This is a genomic window from uncultured Algibacter sp. (assembly GCF_947487575.1).
Lineage (GTDB): Bacteria > Bacteroidota > Bacteroidia > Flavobacteriales > Flavobacteriaceae > Algibacter_B.
The window spans coordinates 21183-38065 of the sequence record NZ_CANKXG010000011.1 but is presented as its reverse complement, the minus strand read 5'-3'; the positions used below and the strand labels follow the sequence as shown (position 1 = coordinate 38065).

16 protein-coding genes are annotated in these 16883 nt (G+C 33.9%); 11 read left to right on the top strand and 5 right to left on the bottom strand.

Annotated elements, in window-relative coordinates:
* Nucleotides 1–170: 170 nt before the first annotated feature.
* Complete coding sequence (locus tag Q0870_RS12835; protein WP_298555941.1) at nucleotides 171–1148, bottom strand: pyruvate dehydrogenase complex E1 component subunit beta; 978 nt, start codon at nucleotides 1146–1148, stop codon at nucleotides 171–173.
* Nucleotides 1149–1303: 155 nt separating this feature from the next.
* Between Q0870_RS12835 and Q0870_RS12830 the strand changes: the two genes are divergently transcribed.
* The 5 genes from Q0870_RS12830 to Q0870_RS12810 all read left to right on the top strand — a co-directional run bounded on the left by Q0870_RS12830 (nucleotide 1304) and on the right by Q0870_RS12810 (nucleotide 6348).
* Complete coding sequence (locus Q0870_RS12830; RefSeq protein WP_298555940.1) at nucleotides 1304–2050, top strand: electron transfer flavoprotein subunit beta/FixA family protein; 747 nt, start codon at nucleotides 1304–1306, stop codon at nucleotides 2048–2050.
* Nucleotides 2051–2061: 11 nt separating this feature from the next.
* Nucleotides 2062–3021, top strand: coding sequence for an electron transfer flavoprotein subunit alpha/FixB family protein (locus Q0870_RS12825; RefSeq protein WP_298555939.1), 960 nt, complete (start codon nucleotides 2062–2064; stop codon nucleotides 3019–3021).
* A gap of 106 nt (nucleotides 3022–3127) precedes the next feature.
* Complete coding sequence (locus Q0870_RS12820) at nucleotides 3128–3751, top strand: bifunctional nuclease family protein (RefSeq protein WP_298555938.1); 624 nt, start codon at nucleotides 3128–3130, stop codon at nucleotides 3749–3751.
* 15 nt (nucleotides 3752–3766) lie between these two features.
* The gene (locus tag Q0870_RS12815) at nucleotides 3767–5299 is read left to right on the top strand and encodes a nucleoside transporter C-terminal domain-containing protein (protein ID WP_298555937.1); all 1533 of its coding nucleotides are present in this window, start codon (nucleotides 3767–3769) and stop codon (nucleotides 5297–5299) included.
* Nucleotides 5300–5523: 224 nt separating this feature from the next.
* A complete protein-coding gene (locus Q0870_RS12810) occupies nucleotides 5524–6348 on the top strand; it encodes a thymidylate synthase (protein WP_298555935.1) in 825 nt (274 codons plus the stop codon).
* A 193-nt stretch (nucleotides 6349–6541) separates the two neighbouring features.
* Here the strand turns inward: Q0870_RS12810 and Q0870_RS12805 are convergent, their stop codons facing one another.
* Complete coding sequence (locus Q0870_RS12805) at nucleotides 6542–6838, bottom strand: isoamylase early set domain-containing protein (RefSeq protein WP_298555934.1); 297 nt, start codon at nucleotides 6836–6838, stop codon at nucleotides 6542–6544.
* Between the two features lie 316 nt (nucleotides 6839–7154).
* Between Q0870_RS12805 and Q0870_RS12800 the strand changes: the two genes are divergently transcribed.
* The 4 genes from Q0870_RS12800 to lspA all read left to right on the top strand — a co-directional run bounded on the left by Q0870_RS12800 (nucleotide 7155) and on the right by lspA (nucleotide 11353).
* Nucleotides 7155–8072 (top strand): dihydrofolate reductase, encoded by a 918-nt coding sequence (locus tag Q0870_RS12800; RefSeq protein WP_298555932.1) that lies wholly within the window; start codon nucleotides 7155–7157, stop codon nucleotides 8070–8072.
* A gap of 80 nt (nucleotides 8073–8152) precedes the next feature.
* Nucleotides 8153–9709, top strand: coding sequence for an FAD-dependent protein (locus Q0870_RS12795; RefSeq protein ID WP_298555931.1), 1557 nt, complete (start codon nucleotides 8153–8155; stop codon nucleotides 9707–9709).
* Nucleotides 9710–9941: 232 nt separating this feature from the next.
* The gene (gene fabD, locus Q0870_RS12790) at nucleotides 9942–10835 is read left to right on the top strand and encodes an ACP S-malonyltransferase (protein WP_298555929.1); all 894 of its coding nucleotides are present in this window, start codon (nucleotides 9942–9944) and stop codon (nucleotides 10833–10835) included.
* Nucleotides 10835–11353, top strand: a complete 519-nt coding sequence (lspA, locus tag Q0870_RS12785) for a signal peptidase II (protein ID WP_298555926.1) — start codon at nucleotides 10835–10837, stop codon at nucleotides 11351–11353. The genes fabD and lspA overlap by 1 nt, the downstream gene beginning before the upstream one ends.
* Nucleotides 11354–11426: 73 nt before the next feature.
* Here lspA and galE read toward each other — a convergent pair whose 3' ends face one another.
* Nucleotides 11427–12449 carry a UDP-glucose 4-epimerase GalE gene (galE, locus tag Q0870_RS12780; RefSeq protein ID WP_298555925.1) on the bottom strand — a complete coding sequence of 341 codons (1023 nt, stop codon included), beginning with the start codon at nucleotides 12447–12449 and terminating at the stop codon, nucleotides 11427–11429.
* Nucleotides 12442–13596, bottom strand: a complete 1155-nt coding sequence (locus Q0870_RS12775; RefSeq protein ID WP_298555924.1) for a DegT/DnrJ/EryC1/StrS family aminotransferase — start codon at nucleotides 13594–13596, stop codon at nucleotides 12442–12444. The genes galE and Q0870_RS12775 overlap by 8 nt, the downstream gene beginning before the upstream one ends.
* 155 nt (nucleotides 13597–13751) lie before the next feature.
* On the opposite strand from Q0870_RS12775, the gene Q0870_RS12770 reads away from it, so the two are divergent.
* Nucleotides 13752–14987, top strand: a complete 1236-nt coding sequence (locus Q0870_RS12770; RefSeq protein WP_298555923.1) for a glycosyltransferase N-terminal domain-containing protein — start codon at nucleotides 13752–13754, stop codon at nucleotides 14985–14987.
* Nucleotides 14988–15083: 96 nt separating this feature from the next.
* On the top strand, nucleotides 15084–15407 hold the full coding sequence (locus tag Q0870_RS12765; RefSeq protein WP_298555922.1) for a hypothetical protein: 324 nt from the start codon (nucleotides 15084–15086) through the stop codon (nucleotides 15405–15407).
* 126 nt (nucleotides 15408–15533) lie between these two features.
* On the opposite strand, the gene Q0870_RS12760 is transcribed toward Q0870_RS12765, so the two are convergent.
* A complete protein-coding gene (locus Q0870_RS12760; RefSeq protein WP_298556091.1) occupies nucleotides 15534–16883 on the bottom strand; it encodes a gluconate:H+ symporter in 1350 nt (449 codons plus the stop codon).

Genomic DNA, 16883 nt, shown 5'->3' with positions numbered 1-16883 from the left:
TAAAGGACTGCCTTAAAAAGGTGGTTCTTTTTTTTTAAATTGATATTGTTATGAATTTAGAATCATCCTATTCAAACAATAATATAAAACTAATTAAGTTGATTAAATTCATAAAAAAACTTCATTAACAATTAATGCTAATGAAGTTTAAATAACTTAAAAATGTTGTTTTATTTATAAAGTACTTTTTTTACAGCTTTAATTACCTCTGTGTAATCTGGCAACCACTCAGCCAATAATGTTGGCGAATATGGCGCAGGAGTATCAGCTGTATTAATTTTCACAACTGGCGCATCTAAATAATCGAATGCTTCCGATTGTACTAAATACGTAATTTCTGTTGCTACATTTCCAAACGGCCAAGCTTCTTCTAAAACTACTAATCTATTTGTTTTCTTCACAGATTCCAATATTGCTTTTCTATCTAAAGGACGCACAGTACGTAAATCTATAATCTCACAAGAAATACCTTCTTTCTCTAATTCATCAGCAGCTTTATAAGCCTCTTTAATTATTTTTCCAAAAGACACAATCGTTACATCAGTACCTTCTCGCTTAAGCTCAGCAACACCAATTGGAATAATATATTCGCCTTCTGGCACTTCACCTTTATCACCATACATTTGCTCACTTTCCATGAAAATAACTGGATCGTCATCACGAATAGCAGCTTTTAATAACCCTTTAGCATCATAAGGATTTGATGGCACCACTACTTTTAATCCTGGAGTGTTAGCAAACCAATTTTCAAAAGCTTGTGAATGCGTTGCTCCTAACTGACCCGCAGAACCTGTTGGCCCACGAAAAACAATTGGGCATTTAAATTGTCCACCAGACATTTGTCTGATTTTAGCAGCATTATTAATAATTTGATCAATTCCTACTAAAGAGAAGTTAAAGGTCATGTACTCAACAATTGGTCTGTTACCTGTCATTGTAGAACCTATAGCTATACCAGCAAAACCAAGTTCAGCAATTGGGGTATCAATTACTCGTTTTGCACCAAACTCATCTAACATCCCTTTTGATGCTTTGTAGGCACCATTGTACTCTGCCACTTCTTCACCCATTAAGTATACGCTTTCGTCTCTGCGCATTTCTTCACTCATCGCTTCGCAAATAGCCTCTCTAAATTGAATTGTCTTCATTTAAAATTTATTTTTAGAACTGCAAAAATAACAATAAATGAGATACCTTTTTATAAGATTTTTTTAAAATTTACTATGCATGCATAGTAAATATTCAGAATAAAATAATTAACTTCGTAAATTCAAAAAAATAAGACATTTTAATACATAAAATCATGAAAATATTAGTGTGTATAAGTCACGTACCAGACACCACATCAAAGATTAATTTTAGTGATGATAACACTACATTCGACACCAATGGCGTACAGTTTGTTATCAACCCTAATGATGAATTTGGTTTAACACGTGCTATGTGGTTTAAAGAAAAACAAGGTGCTTCAGTAACTGTAGTTAATGTTGGTGGCCCTGAAACAGAGCCTACGCTAAGAAAAGCATTAGCCATTGGAGCAGATGAAGCTATTAGAGTAAACACAATTGCTACAGATGGATTTTCAGTTGCTAAACAATTAGCAAACGTTATAAATTCTGGTGGTTACAATTTAGTTATTGCTGGTAGAGAATCTATTGATTATAATGGCGGCATGGTCCCAGGAATGATTGCTGGTTTAATAAATGCCAATTTTGTAAATAACTGCATTGAACTTGAAGTTGATGGCAATTCAGCTAAAGCTACTAGAGAAATTGATGGTGGTAAAGAAACTGTTACGACATCGCTTCCATTAGTAATAGGTGGACAAAAAGGTTTAGTTGAAGAAAGTGATTTACGAATCCCAAATATGCGTGGTATTATGATGGCTCGTAAAAAACCATTAAATGTCCTTGAACCTGTAAATGCAAATCCTGAAACAACTTCGGTTTCTTTTGAAAAGCCTACTCCAAAAGGCGCGGTTACATTGGTATCTCCAGATAATTTAGATGAATTAGTAAACTTGCTTCACAATGAAGCGAAAGTGATTTAAAAATAAAAAATATGTCAGTTTTAGTATATACAGAATCAGAACAAGGTGCTTTCAAAAAAGCAGCTTTTGAGGTAGCTTCTTATGCAAAAGCGGTTGCTAATCAATTAGGAACAACTGTCACAGCAGTTTCTATAAATGTTAATGATACCTCTGCTTTAGGTAATTATGGTGTTGATAAAGTTTTAAATATATCAAATTCGCAACTGGATAACTTTAATGCGAATGCTTATGCATCTGCCATTAAACAAGCTGCAGAAAAAGAAAACACGCAAGTTGTTATCGTTAGTTCTACCGCAGATAGTAAATATTTAGCACCCTTATTGGCCGTTGGGTTAAATGCTGGTTATGCTTCAAATGTTGTTGAAGCACCATCTAGCACAAGCCCGTTTACAGTAAAACGAACAGCTTTTACCAATAAAGCATTTGAAACAACTCAAATTAATACTGATGTTAAAATTGTTGGTGTTTCTAACAATGCGTTTGGTTTGGTTGAAAATAGTGTTAGCGCTTCCGCGGAAGACTTCTCACCTTCAATTCCAGATTTAGGAGTTACTGTTAAATCAGTAGATAAAGCCACAGATAAAGTAACCATTGCCGATGCTGAAATAGTAGTTTCTGCTGGTCGTGGATTAAAAGGTCCAGAAAACTGGGGTATGATTGAAGAACTTGCAGATGTTTTAGGAGCAGCAACTGCCTGCTCTAAACCAGTTTCAGACTTAGGATGGAGACCTCATGGTGAACACGTAGGACAAACAGGAAAACCTGTAGCTTCAAACTTATATATAGCCATTGGAATTTCTGGCGCCATTCAACATTTAGCTGGTATTAACGCTTCAAAAGTGAAAGTAGTAATCAATACAGATCCTGAAGCACCTTTCTTTAAAGCTGCTGATTACGGGGTTGTTGGAGACGCTTTTCAAGTAGTTCCAGAATTAATAGAAAAATTAAAAGCATTTAAAGCACAACAATAATTTTTGTGTAGTACTTTAGAACTGCTTAAATTAGCATTTTGACTTAATATACCACATGCAGTTGGTAAAGTTCTAATTTAAGCAGTTCTTTGCGTTTTTATAAATTATGAGTTTAGTAAGATTAAATATAAAAGGCATTTCATACAGCCAAACCCAAAATGGCGCTTATGCCCTAATATTGAATGAAGTAGATGGAGACCGTAAACTCCCAATAGTTATTGGCGCTTTCGAAGCACAATCTATTGCTATAGCATTAGAGAAAGAAATTAGCCCACCAAGACCATTAACCCACGATTTGTTTAAAAATTTTGCAGACCGTTTTGATGTTGTTGTAAAACAAGTGATTATTCACAAACTTGTAGATGGTGTTTTCTATTCTAGTTTAATTTGCGAACGCGATAAAATTGAAGAAATTATAGATGCTAGAACAAGTGATGCTATTGCCTTAGCCCTTCGTTTTCAAGCACCGATATTTACATATAAAAACATTCTTGATAAAGCGGGGATTTACTTAAAAGTAAACCCAAAAAAGGAAGATGAAGATGATGAAGCTCAAGACAGTATTTTAATGGATGAATTAGTTGCTAATGAATTAGAGCCTAATGAACCTCGTGAAAACTACAAAGGAAAAACTTTAGAAGAACTTCAGACGATGCTTGAAGAAGCTGTTACAAATGAAAATTATGAGAAAGCAGCTCACATTCGTGATGAAATATCAAAACGAGAATAACTCTTATTTTTTATTATGAGAAAGCTGTTTTTGCTCTTTGTTGCTATAACTTTTTGTTTTACTTCAACAATTATAGCGCAAGATTTAGAAAAAACAGTTCCTACTGAATCTATTGAAACTATTTCGCAAACAGAAACGATTTTAATAGATTCAACAAATATCAATTTTTCAAAACCAGAAACCTCGACCACTTCTAAGGTTTCAGTAGTAAAAAAAACGAATAAAACCATTACCCCAAGCCAAGGCTTCTCCATAAATAGTTTATGGCGTGGTGTTCTTGGAATGATTACTTTAATTTTTGTAGCCTTCCTTTTTAGTAGTAACAGAAAAGCTATTGATTGGAAAATTATTGGTATTGGATTAGTATTTCAACTTCTAATTGCTATTGGGGTTTTAAAAGTCCCATTTATAAAAGCAATTTTTAAATACTTAGGAAAAGCTTTTAATAAAGTTCTGACGTTTACTGAAGCTGGCACTGAATTCCTTTTTAGCTCTTTTGTCTCTGGAAGTATTGAAAGCCCTTTAGTAAATTTTGCTGTTTCTATATTGCCAACTATTATTTTCTTTTCTGCATTAACTTCTGTTCTATTTTATTTAGGTATTATTCAAAAAGTTGTTAAAGCTTTAGCATGGTTACTTACGAAAATATTAGGCATTTCTGGGGCAGAAAGTTTAAGTGTTGCAGGCAATATATTTTTAGGACAAACTGAAGCACCTTTAATGATTAAAGCGTATTTGGAAAAAATGAATAAATCCGAAATGCTTTTGGTCATGATTGGAGGAATGGCAACTGTAGCTGGAGGAGTTTTAGCTGTATATATTCAGTTTTTAGGAGGAGATAACATTGTTTTAAGAGAATTCTTTGCAAGCCATTTATTGGCAGCCTCTGTAATGGCTGCCCCTGGAGCTATAGTGATTTCAAAGATATTATATCCTCAAACCGAAGAAGTTGATACAAACGTTGAAGTTTCACAAGAAAAAATAGGTTCAAATATTTTGGATGCAATAGCCAACGGTACTACTGAAGGCTTAAAATTGGCTGTAAATGTAGCTGCCATGTTATTAGTATTTGTTGCTTTCATAGCAATGATAAACTATGGGTTACTAAAACTAGGAAGTATTGGTGGAATTAATGAATGGGTAGCTGAAAATAGCCCTTACACAAATCTTTCACTAGAGTCAATTTTAGGAACTATTTTTGCGCCTTTAATGTGGTTAATTGGTGTCTCTAAAGAAGACACGATGATGATGGGGCAACTAATTGGGATTAAATTAGCTGCAAGCGAATTTATTGGATATATGCAATTGGTGGAGTTAAAAAACGTATCGAATGCTTTACATTTAAATTATCAAAAATCAGTTGTAATGGCAACATACATGCTTTGTGGGTTTGCAAATTTTGCGTCAATTGGAATTCAAATTGGAGGTATTGGTTCGTTGGCTCCTGGGCAACGTAAAACGCTTTCTAAATTTGGAATAAAAGCCTTGATTGGCGGTACTATTGCATCTTTAATTTCGGCTACTATTGCTGGAATGATAATTGGATAAAAGCCCCTTTAATTCTCCTAAAGGGAAAACTAAATACAAAATACTTTCGTTAATAACTTTGTAATACTTTGTTGAAAAAACAGACCTTTAAGTTTGATGATTTATCTATTTTTATAGTGTACATTTTGTCATACTGAGCGCAGTCGAAGTATCTCATCTTGGACATTTTATTATAATAAAATCAAGTTTAATTTAATGAGATTCTCACTTTCGTGGGAAAAGCTATGAAACAATATCACGACCTAGTAAATCACGTTTTAGAAAACGGAAATGAAAAAGGAGACCGCACAGGCACGGGAACAAAAAGTGTTTTTGGACACCAAATGCGATTTGATTTAAGCGAGGGTTTCCCTATGGTTACTACTAAGAAGCTTCATTTAAAATCTATTGTTTATGAGTTACTTTGGTTTTTAAAAGGTGACACAAACACTAAATATCTTACAGAAAATGGTGTGCGTATTTGGAATGAATGGGCAGATGAAAATGGTGATTTAGGCCCTGTTTATGGCTACCAATGGCGTAATTGGAATGGCGATGAAATTGACCAAATTAAAGAGGTTATACAGGCCTTAAAGAATAACCCGAATAGCCGTCGTATGCTAGTTTCTGCTTGGAATCCTTCGGTTTTACCTGATACTTCAAAAAGTTTTAGTGAGAATGTGGCGAATGGAAAAGCGGCATTACCACCATGCCATGCATTTTTTCAGTTTTACGTAGCTAATGGTAAATTATCTTGTCAGCTTTATCAGCGTAGTGCTGACATCTTTTTAGGTGTACCTTTTAATATTGCATCGTATGCTTTATTCACCATGATGATGGCGCAAGTATGTGGTTATGAAGCTGGAGAGTTTATTCACACCTTTGGCGATGCACATATTTATAGTAACCATTACGAGCAATTGGAATTACAACTTTCAAGAGATATTCGTCCGTTACCAAAAATGATTCTTAATCCTGAAATTAAAGATATTTTTGACTTTGATTTTGAAGATTTTACTTTGGTTGATTATAATCCACATCCACATATTAAAGGGGTTGTTGCTGTTTAATAAACTTGACCTTTAGACCAAGAATACTAACCTTAGCAGATATTGCGTTAGGGATTGCAGAGAAAAGCCCACAGCCCGACACAGGAGGTGCGAGGACTTGCAACGAAAAGCCCGACCCTTGTGGTAACGCCCAGAAAGTTAAACAAAAAAGCACCCCAAACGAGGTGCTTTCAATATGATTACTAAACAGTAATTATAGGTTTATAACACCGTTTTCTGCACCTGCATAATCGTTCCATGCATAAGCATCGGCAGCATCGTCGTTTACGTATACACCATCTACAACATACTTAAACTCGTGAGATGCCCCAGATTCTAAATCTACAGTACCTTTAAAAGTTCCGTTTTTTAATTTTTTAAGTGGTGCTTTTTTAGTATTCCATTCGTTGAAAGACCCAACAACAGAGACTTTTTTAGCATCGGCAGCAGGTAAAGTAAAAGTTACTTTACAAACTGGTTTACTTTTTAAAAATTGTTTTTTAATAGCCATAATTATATAATTTAATTTTTTACTTTAACGTTTAATAACGGTACAAATTTAAAAACAAATTATAACCCGTAACTATTTAAGTCTCTTTACTTTTTTAAAATTATTAATTTGACAATTTGTGTTCTGCAAAAAAATAGAGTAGGTAAAAAATTGGCAGAATATTTATATTATTATCAACTCTAAAAGCCTGTTTTTAACTGATTATCAGTCTGTTTAAAAACGAAAACCTTTTCGTTAATGGTTAATTCTCAAGTATTTTTATATTACGCTTACTTTTATTAAAAAGGATTAACTTTACACTCATTATTTTACTAGTATGTTCGGAAAAAAGAAACCCACACCACAGATAGATAAAGACCAATTAGAGCTTATTGAAAATGCTCAGAAACGTATTAAACAAAAAAAACGTTTGTATGCACATTTTGTTCTTTTTTTAATTGGCGCCATATTTTTAATTATTGCTAATACGGTTTTAGGGATTGGTAAAGATTTTAAACTTTTTGGTATTGATTGGTTTGTGTTTGCGATTCTGATTTGGTTATCCCTATTTATATATCATCTTTTTAATGTGTTTGTAACGCATAAATTTATGGGAAAAGCTTGGGAGAAAGAACAGCTTGAGAAATTAGTTACCAAACAACAACAGCGTATTGATAAACTTAAATCGGGTTTTGAAAAGGAAGAAAAACTTATAGCGCAAAGCGAAGTTTATAATGAAAAAAACACTAATTCTATAAGCACTAAATCAGAACTAACAATAATTGTTGCTGCGGCTGAAAATAATGCGATTGGTTTAGGTAATAAGTTAATATGGCATTTAAGTGATGATTTGAAACGTTTTAAATCGCTTACCAACGGGCACCATATTATCATGGGGCGTAAAACTTTTGAAAGTTTCCCGAAGCCGTTGCCTAATAGAACGCACGTTGTTATAACAAGACAGAAAGACTACAAAGCGCCTGATGGTGTTATAATTGTGCATAGTTTGGAAGATGCCATTGATGCGTCTAAAAGTGATTCGCAACCGTTTATTATTGGTGGTGGCCAGATTTATAAGCAAGCTATGGCTATTGCAGATAGAATTGAATTAACGCGTGTGCATCATGATTTTGATGCGGATACGTATTTCCCTGAAGTGGATACTTCGGTTTGGAAAGAAACTGCAAATGTGTTTCATAAAAAAGATGATGCTCATGACTACGAGTTTTCGTTTTTGACTTATGAAAGGAAGTAATTCGTCTTTAAATTAGTTAGTGAAATTTTTCGCAATTTCTTTTTCTAAATTCTTGATTTAAATTTTAAGTAATTTACCAAATGTTAAAAGAAATACAACTTCGTATTACACTTAAAGAGGAAGGACAGCCTGATATTTTAGTTTTAAAATCTGCTATTAAACTAGATATTGACAGAAAAGATATTACTGGAGTAAAAGTTCTTAGAAAGTCTATTGATGCTAGGAAACCTAAAATTATTTTAAATTATAAGCTAACGGTTTATATTAAAGAGCCTGTTCCGGAAAACTCAGCATATACCTTTGAATATAAAGACGTTTCTAAAGCAAAACCCATTCATATTATCGGCTTTGGTCCTGCAGGAATGTATGCCGCTTTACGCTGTATAGAACTTGGTTTTAAACCCATTGTTTTAGAGCGTGGAAAAAATGTACAAGACCGTCGGAGAGATTTAAAAGCCATAAATCAAGACCATTTTGTAAACGAAGATTCTAATTATTGTTTTGGAGAAGGTGGCGCAGGAACTTATAGTGATGGCAAGCTGTATACCAGAAGTTTAAAACGTGGCGATGTCCGTCGCATTTTTGAAAACTTAGTATATCATGGCGCAACCGACCAGATTTTGGTTGATGCACACCCGCACATAGGAACCAATAAACTCCCAAAAGTGGTTCAGAATATCCGCGAAACCATTCTTAAATATGGTGGTGAAATTCATTTTGAAACCCGTGTTACAGATTTTATTTTAAAGGATAATAAAATAAAGGGTATTCAACTTAAAAATGGTAAAGAATTACCTGTTGAAAATGTCATTTTAGCAACAGGACACTCGGCACGAGATATTTTTTATCTGCTTAATAAAAAAGACATTGCAATTGAGGCTAAATCCTTTGCCATGGGCGTTCGTGTAGAGCATCCGCAACATATTATAGACTCCATTCAGTACCACTGTTCTGGCAAGCGCCACGAATTACTTCCTGCAGCTTCTTACGGTTTGGTGCAACAAGTAAAAGACCGCGGTGTGTACTCGTTTTGCATGTGCCCTGGTGGGTTTATTGTGCCAGCTGCAACAGCCAATGGAGAAGTAGTTGTAAATGGGATGTCACCTTCAAAACGAAATAATTTGTATGCCAATTCGGGTATTGTTGTCGAAATTAATGTGGATACCGATTTACCCAAATACGAGAAATTCGGCGCCTTAAAAGGTCTAGAATATCAAAAGAATTTAGAGCGTTTAGCATTCACCTCTGGAGGTCGAAGTCAAGTAGCCCCAGCACAACGATTAACCGATTTTGTTGAAGGTAGATTGTCGCCAGAATTAAACGACACTTCCTATCAACCCGGACTTAAATCTGCGCCTTTGCACTCCTTATTACCAAAATTTATTGGAGGCAGACTCAGAAAAGGCTTTGAAGCTTTTGGCAGAAAAATGAAAGGCTATTACACCGAGGAAGCTAACATTGTTGGTGTAGAATCCAGAACCTCATCACCCGTTTCCATCCCTAGAAACGAGCAATTACAGCATCCACAAATTTCCAATTTATATCCCTGCGGTGAAGGTGGCGGTTACGCAGGCGGCATCGTATCTGCAGCTATGGATGGCGAGCGTTGTGCGGAAGCGGCTATTGGTGCTTTATAGTTTTATTTGGGCGTTACTTTTTACTCATACCTGCTAGGTTTTAAAAACCTTGCAGGATCGCAAAAAGTCGGGCTTTACGTTCCAAGTCCTCGCACCTCTCCCGATAGCTATCGGGATCGGGCTGCGGGCTTTCCACTGCAATCCCTAACGCAAACCTCGAACTTTCAAAAAACAGAATCACTCCATCTAAAGTTTTATTGTTATTTTTGCGACACAAAAAAACTAACTAAATATGAAAGCATACGTTTTTCCTGGTCAAGGCGCTCAATTCTCTGGAATGGGTTTAGACCTATATGAAAACTCACCGTTAGCACAAGATTTATTCGAACAAGCTAATGATATACTAGGTTTCAACATCACAGATACGATGTTTGAAGGTTCTGCTGAAGACTTAAAACAAACTAAAGTAACCCAACCTGCTATATTTTTACATTCAGTAATTTTAGCAAAAACTTTAGGAGATAGCTTTCAACCAGATATGGTTGCAGGACATTCTCTTGGAGAGTTATCTGCTTTAGTGGCAAACGGCGCTTTAACTTTTGAAGATGGTTTAAAATTAGTATCTCAACGTGCTACAGCAATGCAAAAGGCTTGCGAAATTCAACCAAGCACAATGGCTGCTGTTTTAGGACTTGATGATGATATTGTTGAAAAAATATGTGCAACAACTAAAGGTATTGTAGTTGCAGCAAATTATAATTGCCCAGGACAATTAGTGATTTCTGGTGAAGTTGAAGCTATCAACAAAGCTTGCGAATCTTTAAAAGAAGAAGGCGCACGTAGAGCTTTAGTTTTACCAGTTGGAGGCGCATTCCATTCGCCTTTAATGGAGCCTGCTCGTGAAGAATTAGCTGCTGCAATAGAAAACACAACATTTAGCAAACCAAACTGCCCAATTTATCAAAACGTTACTGCCAATGCAGTAATTGATGAAGCGGCAATAAAAGCAAACCTTATATCTCAATTAACCGCTCCAGTACGCTGGACGCAATCTGTACAACAAATGATTGCTGATGGTGCTACCTTATTTACAGAAGTTGGTCCTGGTAAAGTATTACAAGGTTTGGTAAAAAAAATTAACAGAGTATCTGAAACTGCTTCTGCAACTTTTGAAACTAATAGTTAATGAAACTTAATAAACGCTCCATATTCATCATATTAGTTATTATTTTGACTATTGCGGTTGATCAAATTTCTAAAGTTATTGTTAGAGATAACATTACACTTAGAACAGAAATCAACCCAGGAGAGCGTATTCCCTTAATTGGTGATGCCTTTATAATGATGAATATTGAAAACACTGGTGCTTTTCTAGGTATGGGGAGCGATTTAAATCCTACCCTCAGAATCATTTTATTACTCATTTTACCAATTCTAGTTTTAGGCTTTGTGCTTCGTCATATTTTTAAAGATAAATCTTTAGACAATTGGTCGCTTTTCGCCTTTGCTAGTATTATTGGTGGAGGTATTGCAAATGTTTTTGATAGGATAGCCTTTGGAAAAGTAACCGATTTCTTGTTCATAGATTTAGGAGGCGTTTTTAGAACTGGCATTTTTAATCTTGCAGACTTATCAGTTACTACAGGTATGATTATACTTGTATTTATGAGTTTTAAGAAGAAGAAAACTAGTGAGTCTAATTAAATATTAGTCTAAAGTTTATAAAATAAAAAAGGTCGCTATAAATAGCGACCTTTTTTATATCTATGGTTTATTACTATTCTAATCTTACTTTTTGCTCCCACTTCCACGCAGAACTCATAGCATCATCAAGAGATAGTTTAGTTTTCCATCCTAATTCATCATTAGCTTTATTAGTATCAGCATAAGCAGAAATAATATCACCTTCTCTTCTATCAACAATCTTATAGTTCAATTTCTTTCCAGAAACTTTTTCAAAAGATTGAACTACTTCAAGAACAGAACTCCCTTTACCTGTTCCTAAATTAAACGTTTCATAGTTAGCCTTATTTTTACCTTTTAATAATCTACCAAGAGCTATAACGTGGGCTTTAGCTAAATCTACAACATGAATATAATCTCGAATACATGTTCCATCAGGTGTAGGATAATCATCTCCAAACACAGACAACTCTTCACGTAACCCTATAGCCGTTTGTGTAATAAATGGCACTAAGTTTTGAGGAACACCAATTGGTAGTTCTCCAATTTCAACTGACTCGTGTGCGCCAATTGGATTGAAATAACGTAATGCTATAGCTTTTAAAGTCGGTACTACTTTACAAGTATCTTGGATAATCTCTTCACCAATTTGTTTCGTGTTTCCGTAAGGAGATTCAGCCTGTTTTACTGGAGCACTCTCAGTAATTGGTAATTCATCAGCTTGTCCGTAAACTGTGCAAGACGAACTAAAAATAAAAGCTGCAGATGGTAATTTCTTCAATTCTTTAAGAATATAAACCAAAGTTGAAATATTGTTTTCATAATATAACAATGGTTCTTTTACACTCTCTCCAACAGCTTTACTAGCTGCAAAATGAATAACACCTTTTACACCATTGTGTTTAGCAAAAAAAGCTTCAACACCAGCTTTATCTTTTAAATCTAATTTTTCAAAAATTGGTGTTTTACCAGTAATAGCAGTAATACCATCTAAAACTTTTTCAGAAGAATTTGATAAATCGTCAATAATAACAACCTCATAGCCTTCATTTTGAAGTTCAACTACTGTATGAGAACCAATAAATCCCAATCCTCCTGTAACTAATATTTTATTCATTTATAAATTTTATAATTGTTGATGTGATAAACTCTATTTGTTGGTCATCTAATTCTGTATGCATTGGTAATGAAATAACATCTTTTACTAATTGATTAGTAACTTCAAAATCAGATTCATTATATCTTTTATCCAAATAGGCTTTTTGTTTATGTAATGGAATTGGATAATACACACCACAGGGAATTCCCTTATCATTTAAATATTTTACTAATGCATCTCTGTTAACACCATTTAATCTTAATGTATATTGATGAAATACATGACAATCACAAGTATCACAAATACCATCACAACCGTTTACAGTTTTTGGTATTGTTATACTTTCTAGATCTTTAAAAGCTAAATTGTATTTTCTTGCTGCTATTTGCCTTGCTTTATTATAAGTATCCAAAAGTGGAAGTTTTGCATCCAAAACTACTGCTTGAATACTATCTAATCTAGAGTTTACGCCTACAACATCATGATGGTATCGTTCATACATACCATGGTTAACTATTCCTCTAATGGTATGTGCTAAATTGTCATCATTTGTAAAGATAGCACCTCCATCGCCATAACAACCTAAGTTTTTAGATGGAAAAAAAGAAGTAGCTCCCACATTTCCAATGGTTCCAGCTTTCACTTTAGTACCATTACTGTATGTGTAATTTGCTCCTATAGCTTGAGCATTATCTTCAATAACAAATAAATCATGAGCTTTAGCAAGTTTCATAATCTCCTCCATATTAGCACATTGTCCAAATAAATGAACTGGAACAATGGCTTTTGTTTTGGGCGTAATTGCCTTTTTTATGGCATTAATATTAATATTAAAATCATCTTCATTAACATCTACCAACACAGGCGTAAGTTGCAATAAAGCAATAACCTCAACTGTAGCTGCAAAAGTAAAATCAGCAGTAATAACTTCATCTCCAGGCTTTAATCCTAAACCCATCATCGCTATTTGCAATGCATCTGTTCCATTTGCACACGGAATTACATGCTTAACCTCTAAATAAGACTCAAGGTTTTTTTGAAACTCATGAACTTTGGGTCCGTTTATAAATGCTGTGTTTTCTATTACCTCTTGAATAGAAGAATTAACAATATCTTTTATATTGCCGTACTGACCTTTAAGGTCAACCATTTGAATTTTTTTCATCTAAAAAAAATGTGTTTATATTTAAAATCATAAATAAAAACAGTTATTAACGCTAATATTTTGCGGATTAACAGATAGTAAAATTACAAAAATGATTAACGCTAACCAATGAATTTATTTTAAAGAAATGTATTTTAGCATTAAAAGAAATAATATTGCATTTTATTTATAACATAGGAATATATCTTACCTCTTTTGCTCTAAAATTTGGAGCATTATTTAATATTAAGCTTAAAAAAGGTGTGCAAGGTAGAAAATACACATTCCAACTTTTACAAAACAAATTAAATGTAGGTGATAAAACAATTTGGTTTCATTGTGCCTCATTAGGTGAATTTGAACAAGGTCTTCCTGTATTTACAAAACTTAGAGACCATTACAAAAATCACAAAATCATTCTTAGTTTTTTTTCACCTTCTGGATATGAAATTAAAAAAAACACGCCTATTGCCGATGTTGTTATCTATCTACCTTTAGATACTAGAAACAATGCTAAACGGTTTTTAGATATTGTAAATCCGCAGCTTACAATATTTGTTAAATACGATATTTGGCCAAATTTCTTAAATGAATTAAAGCTTAGAAAATTACGTGCCATATTAATATCTGCTTCATTTAGAAAAAATCAATCATATTTTAAATTCTACGGAAAACAACTTAAACAAGCTCTTTTTGCTTTTGAGCACATTTTTACACAAAACGAAACATCTAAAACGTTACTGCAATCATTAAACTACAATTCAGTTACCGTTAGTGGAGACACTCGATTTGATAGAGTTCACAATCAATTAAAAAATAATAACAATTTAGATTTTATTGAAAAATTTAAAAACAAAAACCTATGTATAGTTGCAGGTAGCACATGGCCTCAAGGAGAAACGCTGCTTATAAATTATATAAATTCCGAAGCCCCCAGAAATGTGAAATTTATTATTGTTCCCCACGATATTAAACCACATCGAATAAAACAGATACAAGATAAGATTACTTCAAAATCTATATTATTTTCTAAGAAAAATGATACCGTTTTAACTGAATTCAAAGTCTTTATAATAGACACTATTGGTCTTCTTTCAAAAATATATAGTTATGCAGATATTGCTTATGTAGGAGGTGCATTAGGTAATACTGGACTGCACAACACCCTAGAACCAGCAGTATTCAGCATTCCTATAATTATAGGCAATAATCATGGCAAATTTCCAGAAGCCCAAGCCCTAATTAATAATGGAGGTATGTTTTCTATTTCTAATCAAAAAGAGTTTAATAGTATTTTAAATGAATTAATTCACAACTCTAAAAAAAGATTGGCTTCAGGAATTAATAACAGAGTATATATAGATAAAAACAAGGGAGCCGTAATCCAAATACTTGATTATTTACGTATATAAAGTGTTTTTAATGAAGATTTTTTATAAAGTTCTTATTTTCAGTAAAAAGTCATTAAATTACACATCTATTAATAGTTAACACTAAAACAAAAACCGATGAAAAAATTATTATTAAGTTCAATCTTGTTATTAGCTTTAAGTTTAAGCTTCACATCATGTAGAGACACAAAAAAAGCAGACTCAGTTGAAGAAGCTGTTGAGAACGCTGCTGAAAACGCCACTGATGCTGCTGGTGATGCAGTAGATGCTGCTGGCGATGCTGTTGAAAAAGCTGCTGATGCCGCAAGCGACGCTGTGGATTCAGCCGCAGATGCTGCTGGTAATGCAGTTGATTCTGCTGTAGACGCTGCAAGCGAAACTGCCGATAAAGCTGCAGATGCTGTTAAAAAAGAAGCTGAAAAATTAAAAGAAGGTCACTAATTTAGACTAGTTTTTAAAAAATTAAAACCACCTTATAGGTGGTTTTTTTTATGACTATACTTATAGTCTTCGCAAATGAACATATATCATAATTGTTATAAATCATAAAATTAAAACCTAAACCCCTTAAAAAAACAAAGACAATAAAGAGGCACAACTAAACCCAATGAGAGCTAATAGTGTCGTCATGAGCGTCCAACTTTTAAAAGTTTGCTTTTCGGTTAAACCCAGATATTTACCAACCAACCAGAAACCACTATCATTTACATGAGACATGATACTTGCACCCGAAGCCACAGCTATAACAAGTAGTGCTTTTTGAGGCTCAGATATAGACTCTACCAAAAGAGGCGCTGTAAGTCCTGCGGCAGTAATCATAGCAACCGTTGCCGACCCTTGTAAAATTCTAACTATAGCTGCAGATATAAACGCAAATAACAAAATACTAACCCCTTTATCTGCAAAATAATTGGCTAACATTTCTCCAGCTCCAGTATTTATAAGCATTTGTTTAAACACGCCACCCGCACCAGTTATTAAAATGATAATCCCAGCTGGCGCCATGGATTTTGAGCTGATATCTAACAATTGTGCTTTTGTAAATCCTCTGCGTATACCTAAAACATACCAAGCAATAATATTCGCAATTATTAATGCTGAAAAAGGATGCCCTATCATACCCAACCATTTTAAAACAGATATTGGAATTACCTTTTCATTAACTAGCGGGCTATTAAGTGTTGTATTCAATAAAATGAGGACAATAGGAATAGCGATAATGCTTATGATAACACCTACTGATGGGAGACTTTTATGTTTAGTAACAGCTGCTACTTCTTGAATAGGAATACCAGAAGTAGTAATACGTTTTGAAATAAATTTTCCTAAAACAGGGCCGCATAAAATTGCAGTAGGAATACCAGCAATAAATCCGAATAAAATAACCCAACCTAAATCTGCTTTTAAAATATCGGCCACAGCCACAGGCCCAGGTGTTGGTGGAATAAAAGTATGCGTAATGGCTAAACCTGCCAATAAAGGAATACCATATAGTAAAATTGATTTTTTTGTTTTCTTTTGAAGCGCATAAATCATAGGTACTAAAATGATAAAAGCCACTTCAAAAAATACAGGTATAGCAACTATAAACCCAGTTAGTACTAATGCCCAAGATGAATGTTTTACTCCAAATTTAGCTAATAATTTATTTGCTAGAGATTCTGCTCCACCAGAATGTTCTAAAATTGCACCAAAAACACCACCTAAACCTACAACAACTGCAACAAAACCCAGCGTATTACCCATACCTTTTTGAACAGTTTTCACAATAGCTAGCGGATCCATGCCAGATAAAACACCTACCAAAATACTAGCCATTAATAATGCTAAAAAGGCTTGAATTTTAAACCTTAAAATAAGTACAATAAGAAAAACAACACTTAATAAAACAGCTCCTAAAAGTGAAAAATCTATCAT

What these genes read in the sequence shown, in the direction of transcription:
- Q0870_RS12820 (WP_298555938.1), top strand. Translation starts at nt 3,128, where the DNA reads ATGAGTTTAGTAAGATTAAATATAAAAGGCATTTCATACAGCCAAACC.
- Q0870_RS12835 (WP_298555941.1), bottom strand. Translation starts at nt 1,148, where the DNA reads ATGAAGACAATTCAATTTAGAGAGGCTATTTGCGAAGCGATGAGTGAA.
- Q0870_RS12795 (WP_298555931.1), top strand. Translation starts at nt 8,153, where the DNA reads ATGTTAAAAGAAATACAACTTCGTATTACACTTAAAGAGGAAGGACAG.
- Q0870_RS12830 (WP_298555940.1), top strand. Translation starts at nt 1,304, where the DNA reads ATGAAAATATTAGTGTGTATAAGTCACGTACCAGACACCACATCAAAG.
- fabD (WP_298555929.1), top strand. Translation starts at nt 9,942, where the DNA reads ATGAAAGCATACGTTTTTCCTGGTCAAGGCGCTCAATTCTCTGGAATG.
- Q0870_RS12810 (WP_298555935.1), top strand. Translation starts at nt 5,524, where the DNA reads ATGAAACAATATCACGACCTAGTAAATCACGTTTTAGAAAACGGAAAT.
- Q0870_RS12775 (WP_298555924.1), bottom strand. Translation starts at nt 13,596, where the DNA reads ATGAAAAAAATTCAAATGGTTGACCTTAAAGGTCAGTACGGCAATATA.
- lspA (WP_298555926.1), top strand. Translation starts at nt 10,835, where the DNA reads ATGAAACTTAATAAACGCTCCATATTCATCATATTAGTTATTATTTTG.
- Q0870_RS12765 (WP_298555922.1), top strand. Translation starts at nt 15,084, where the DNA reads ATGAAAAAATTATTATTAAGTTCAATCTTGTTATTAGCTTTAAGTTTA.
- Q0870_RS12760 (WP_298556091.1), bottom strand. Translation starts at nt 16,883, where the DNA reads ATGATAGATTTTTCACTTTTAGGAGCTGTTTTATTAAGTGTTGTTTTT.
- Q0870_RS12825 (WP_298555939.1), top strand. Translation starts at nt 2,062, where the DNA reads ATGTCAGTTTTAGTATATACAGAATCAGAACAAGGTGCTTTCAAAAAA.
- Q0870_RS12815 (WP_298555937.1), top strand. Translation starts at nt 3,767, where the DNA reads ATGAGAAAGCTGTTTTTGCTCTTTGTTGCTATAACTTTTTGTTTTACT.
- galE (WP_298555925.1), bottom strand. Translation starts at nt 12,449, where the DNA reads ATGAATAAAATATTAGTTACAGGAGGATTGGGATTTATTGGTTCTCAT.
- Q0870_RS12800 (WP_298555932.1), top strand. Translation starts at nt 7,155, where the DNA reads ATGTTCGGAAAAAAGAAACCCACACCACAGATAGATAAAGACCAATTA.
- Q0870_RS12805 (WP_298555934.1), bottom strand. Translation starts at nt 6,838, where the DNA reads ATGGCTATTAAAAAACAATTTTTAAAAAGTAAACCAGTTTGTAAAGTA.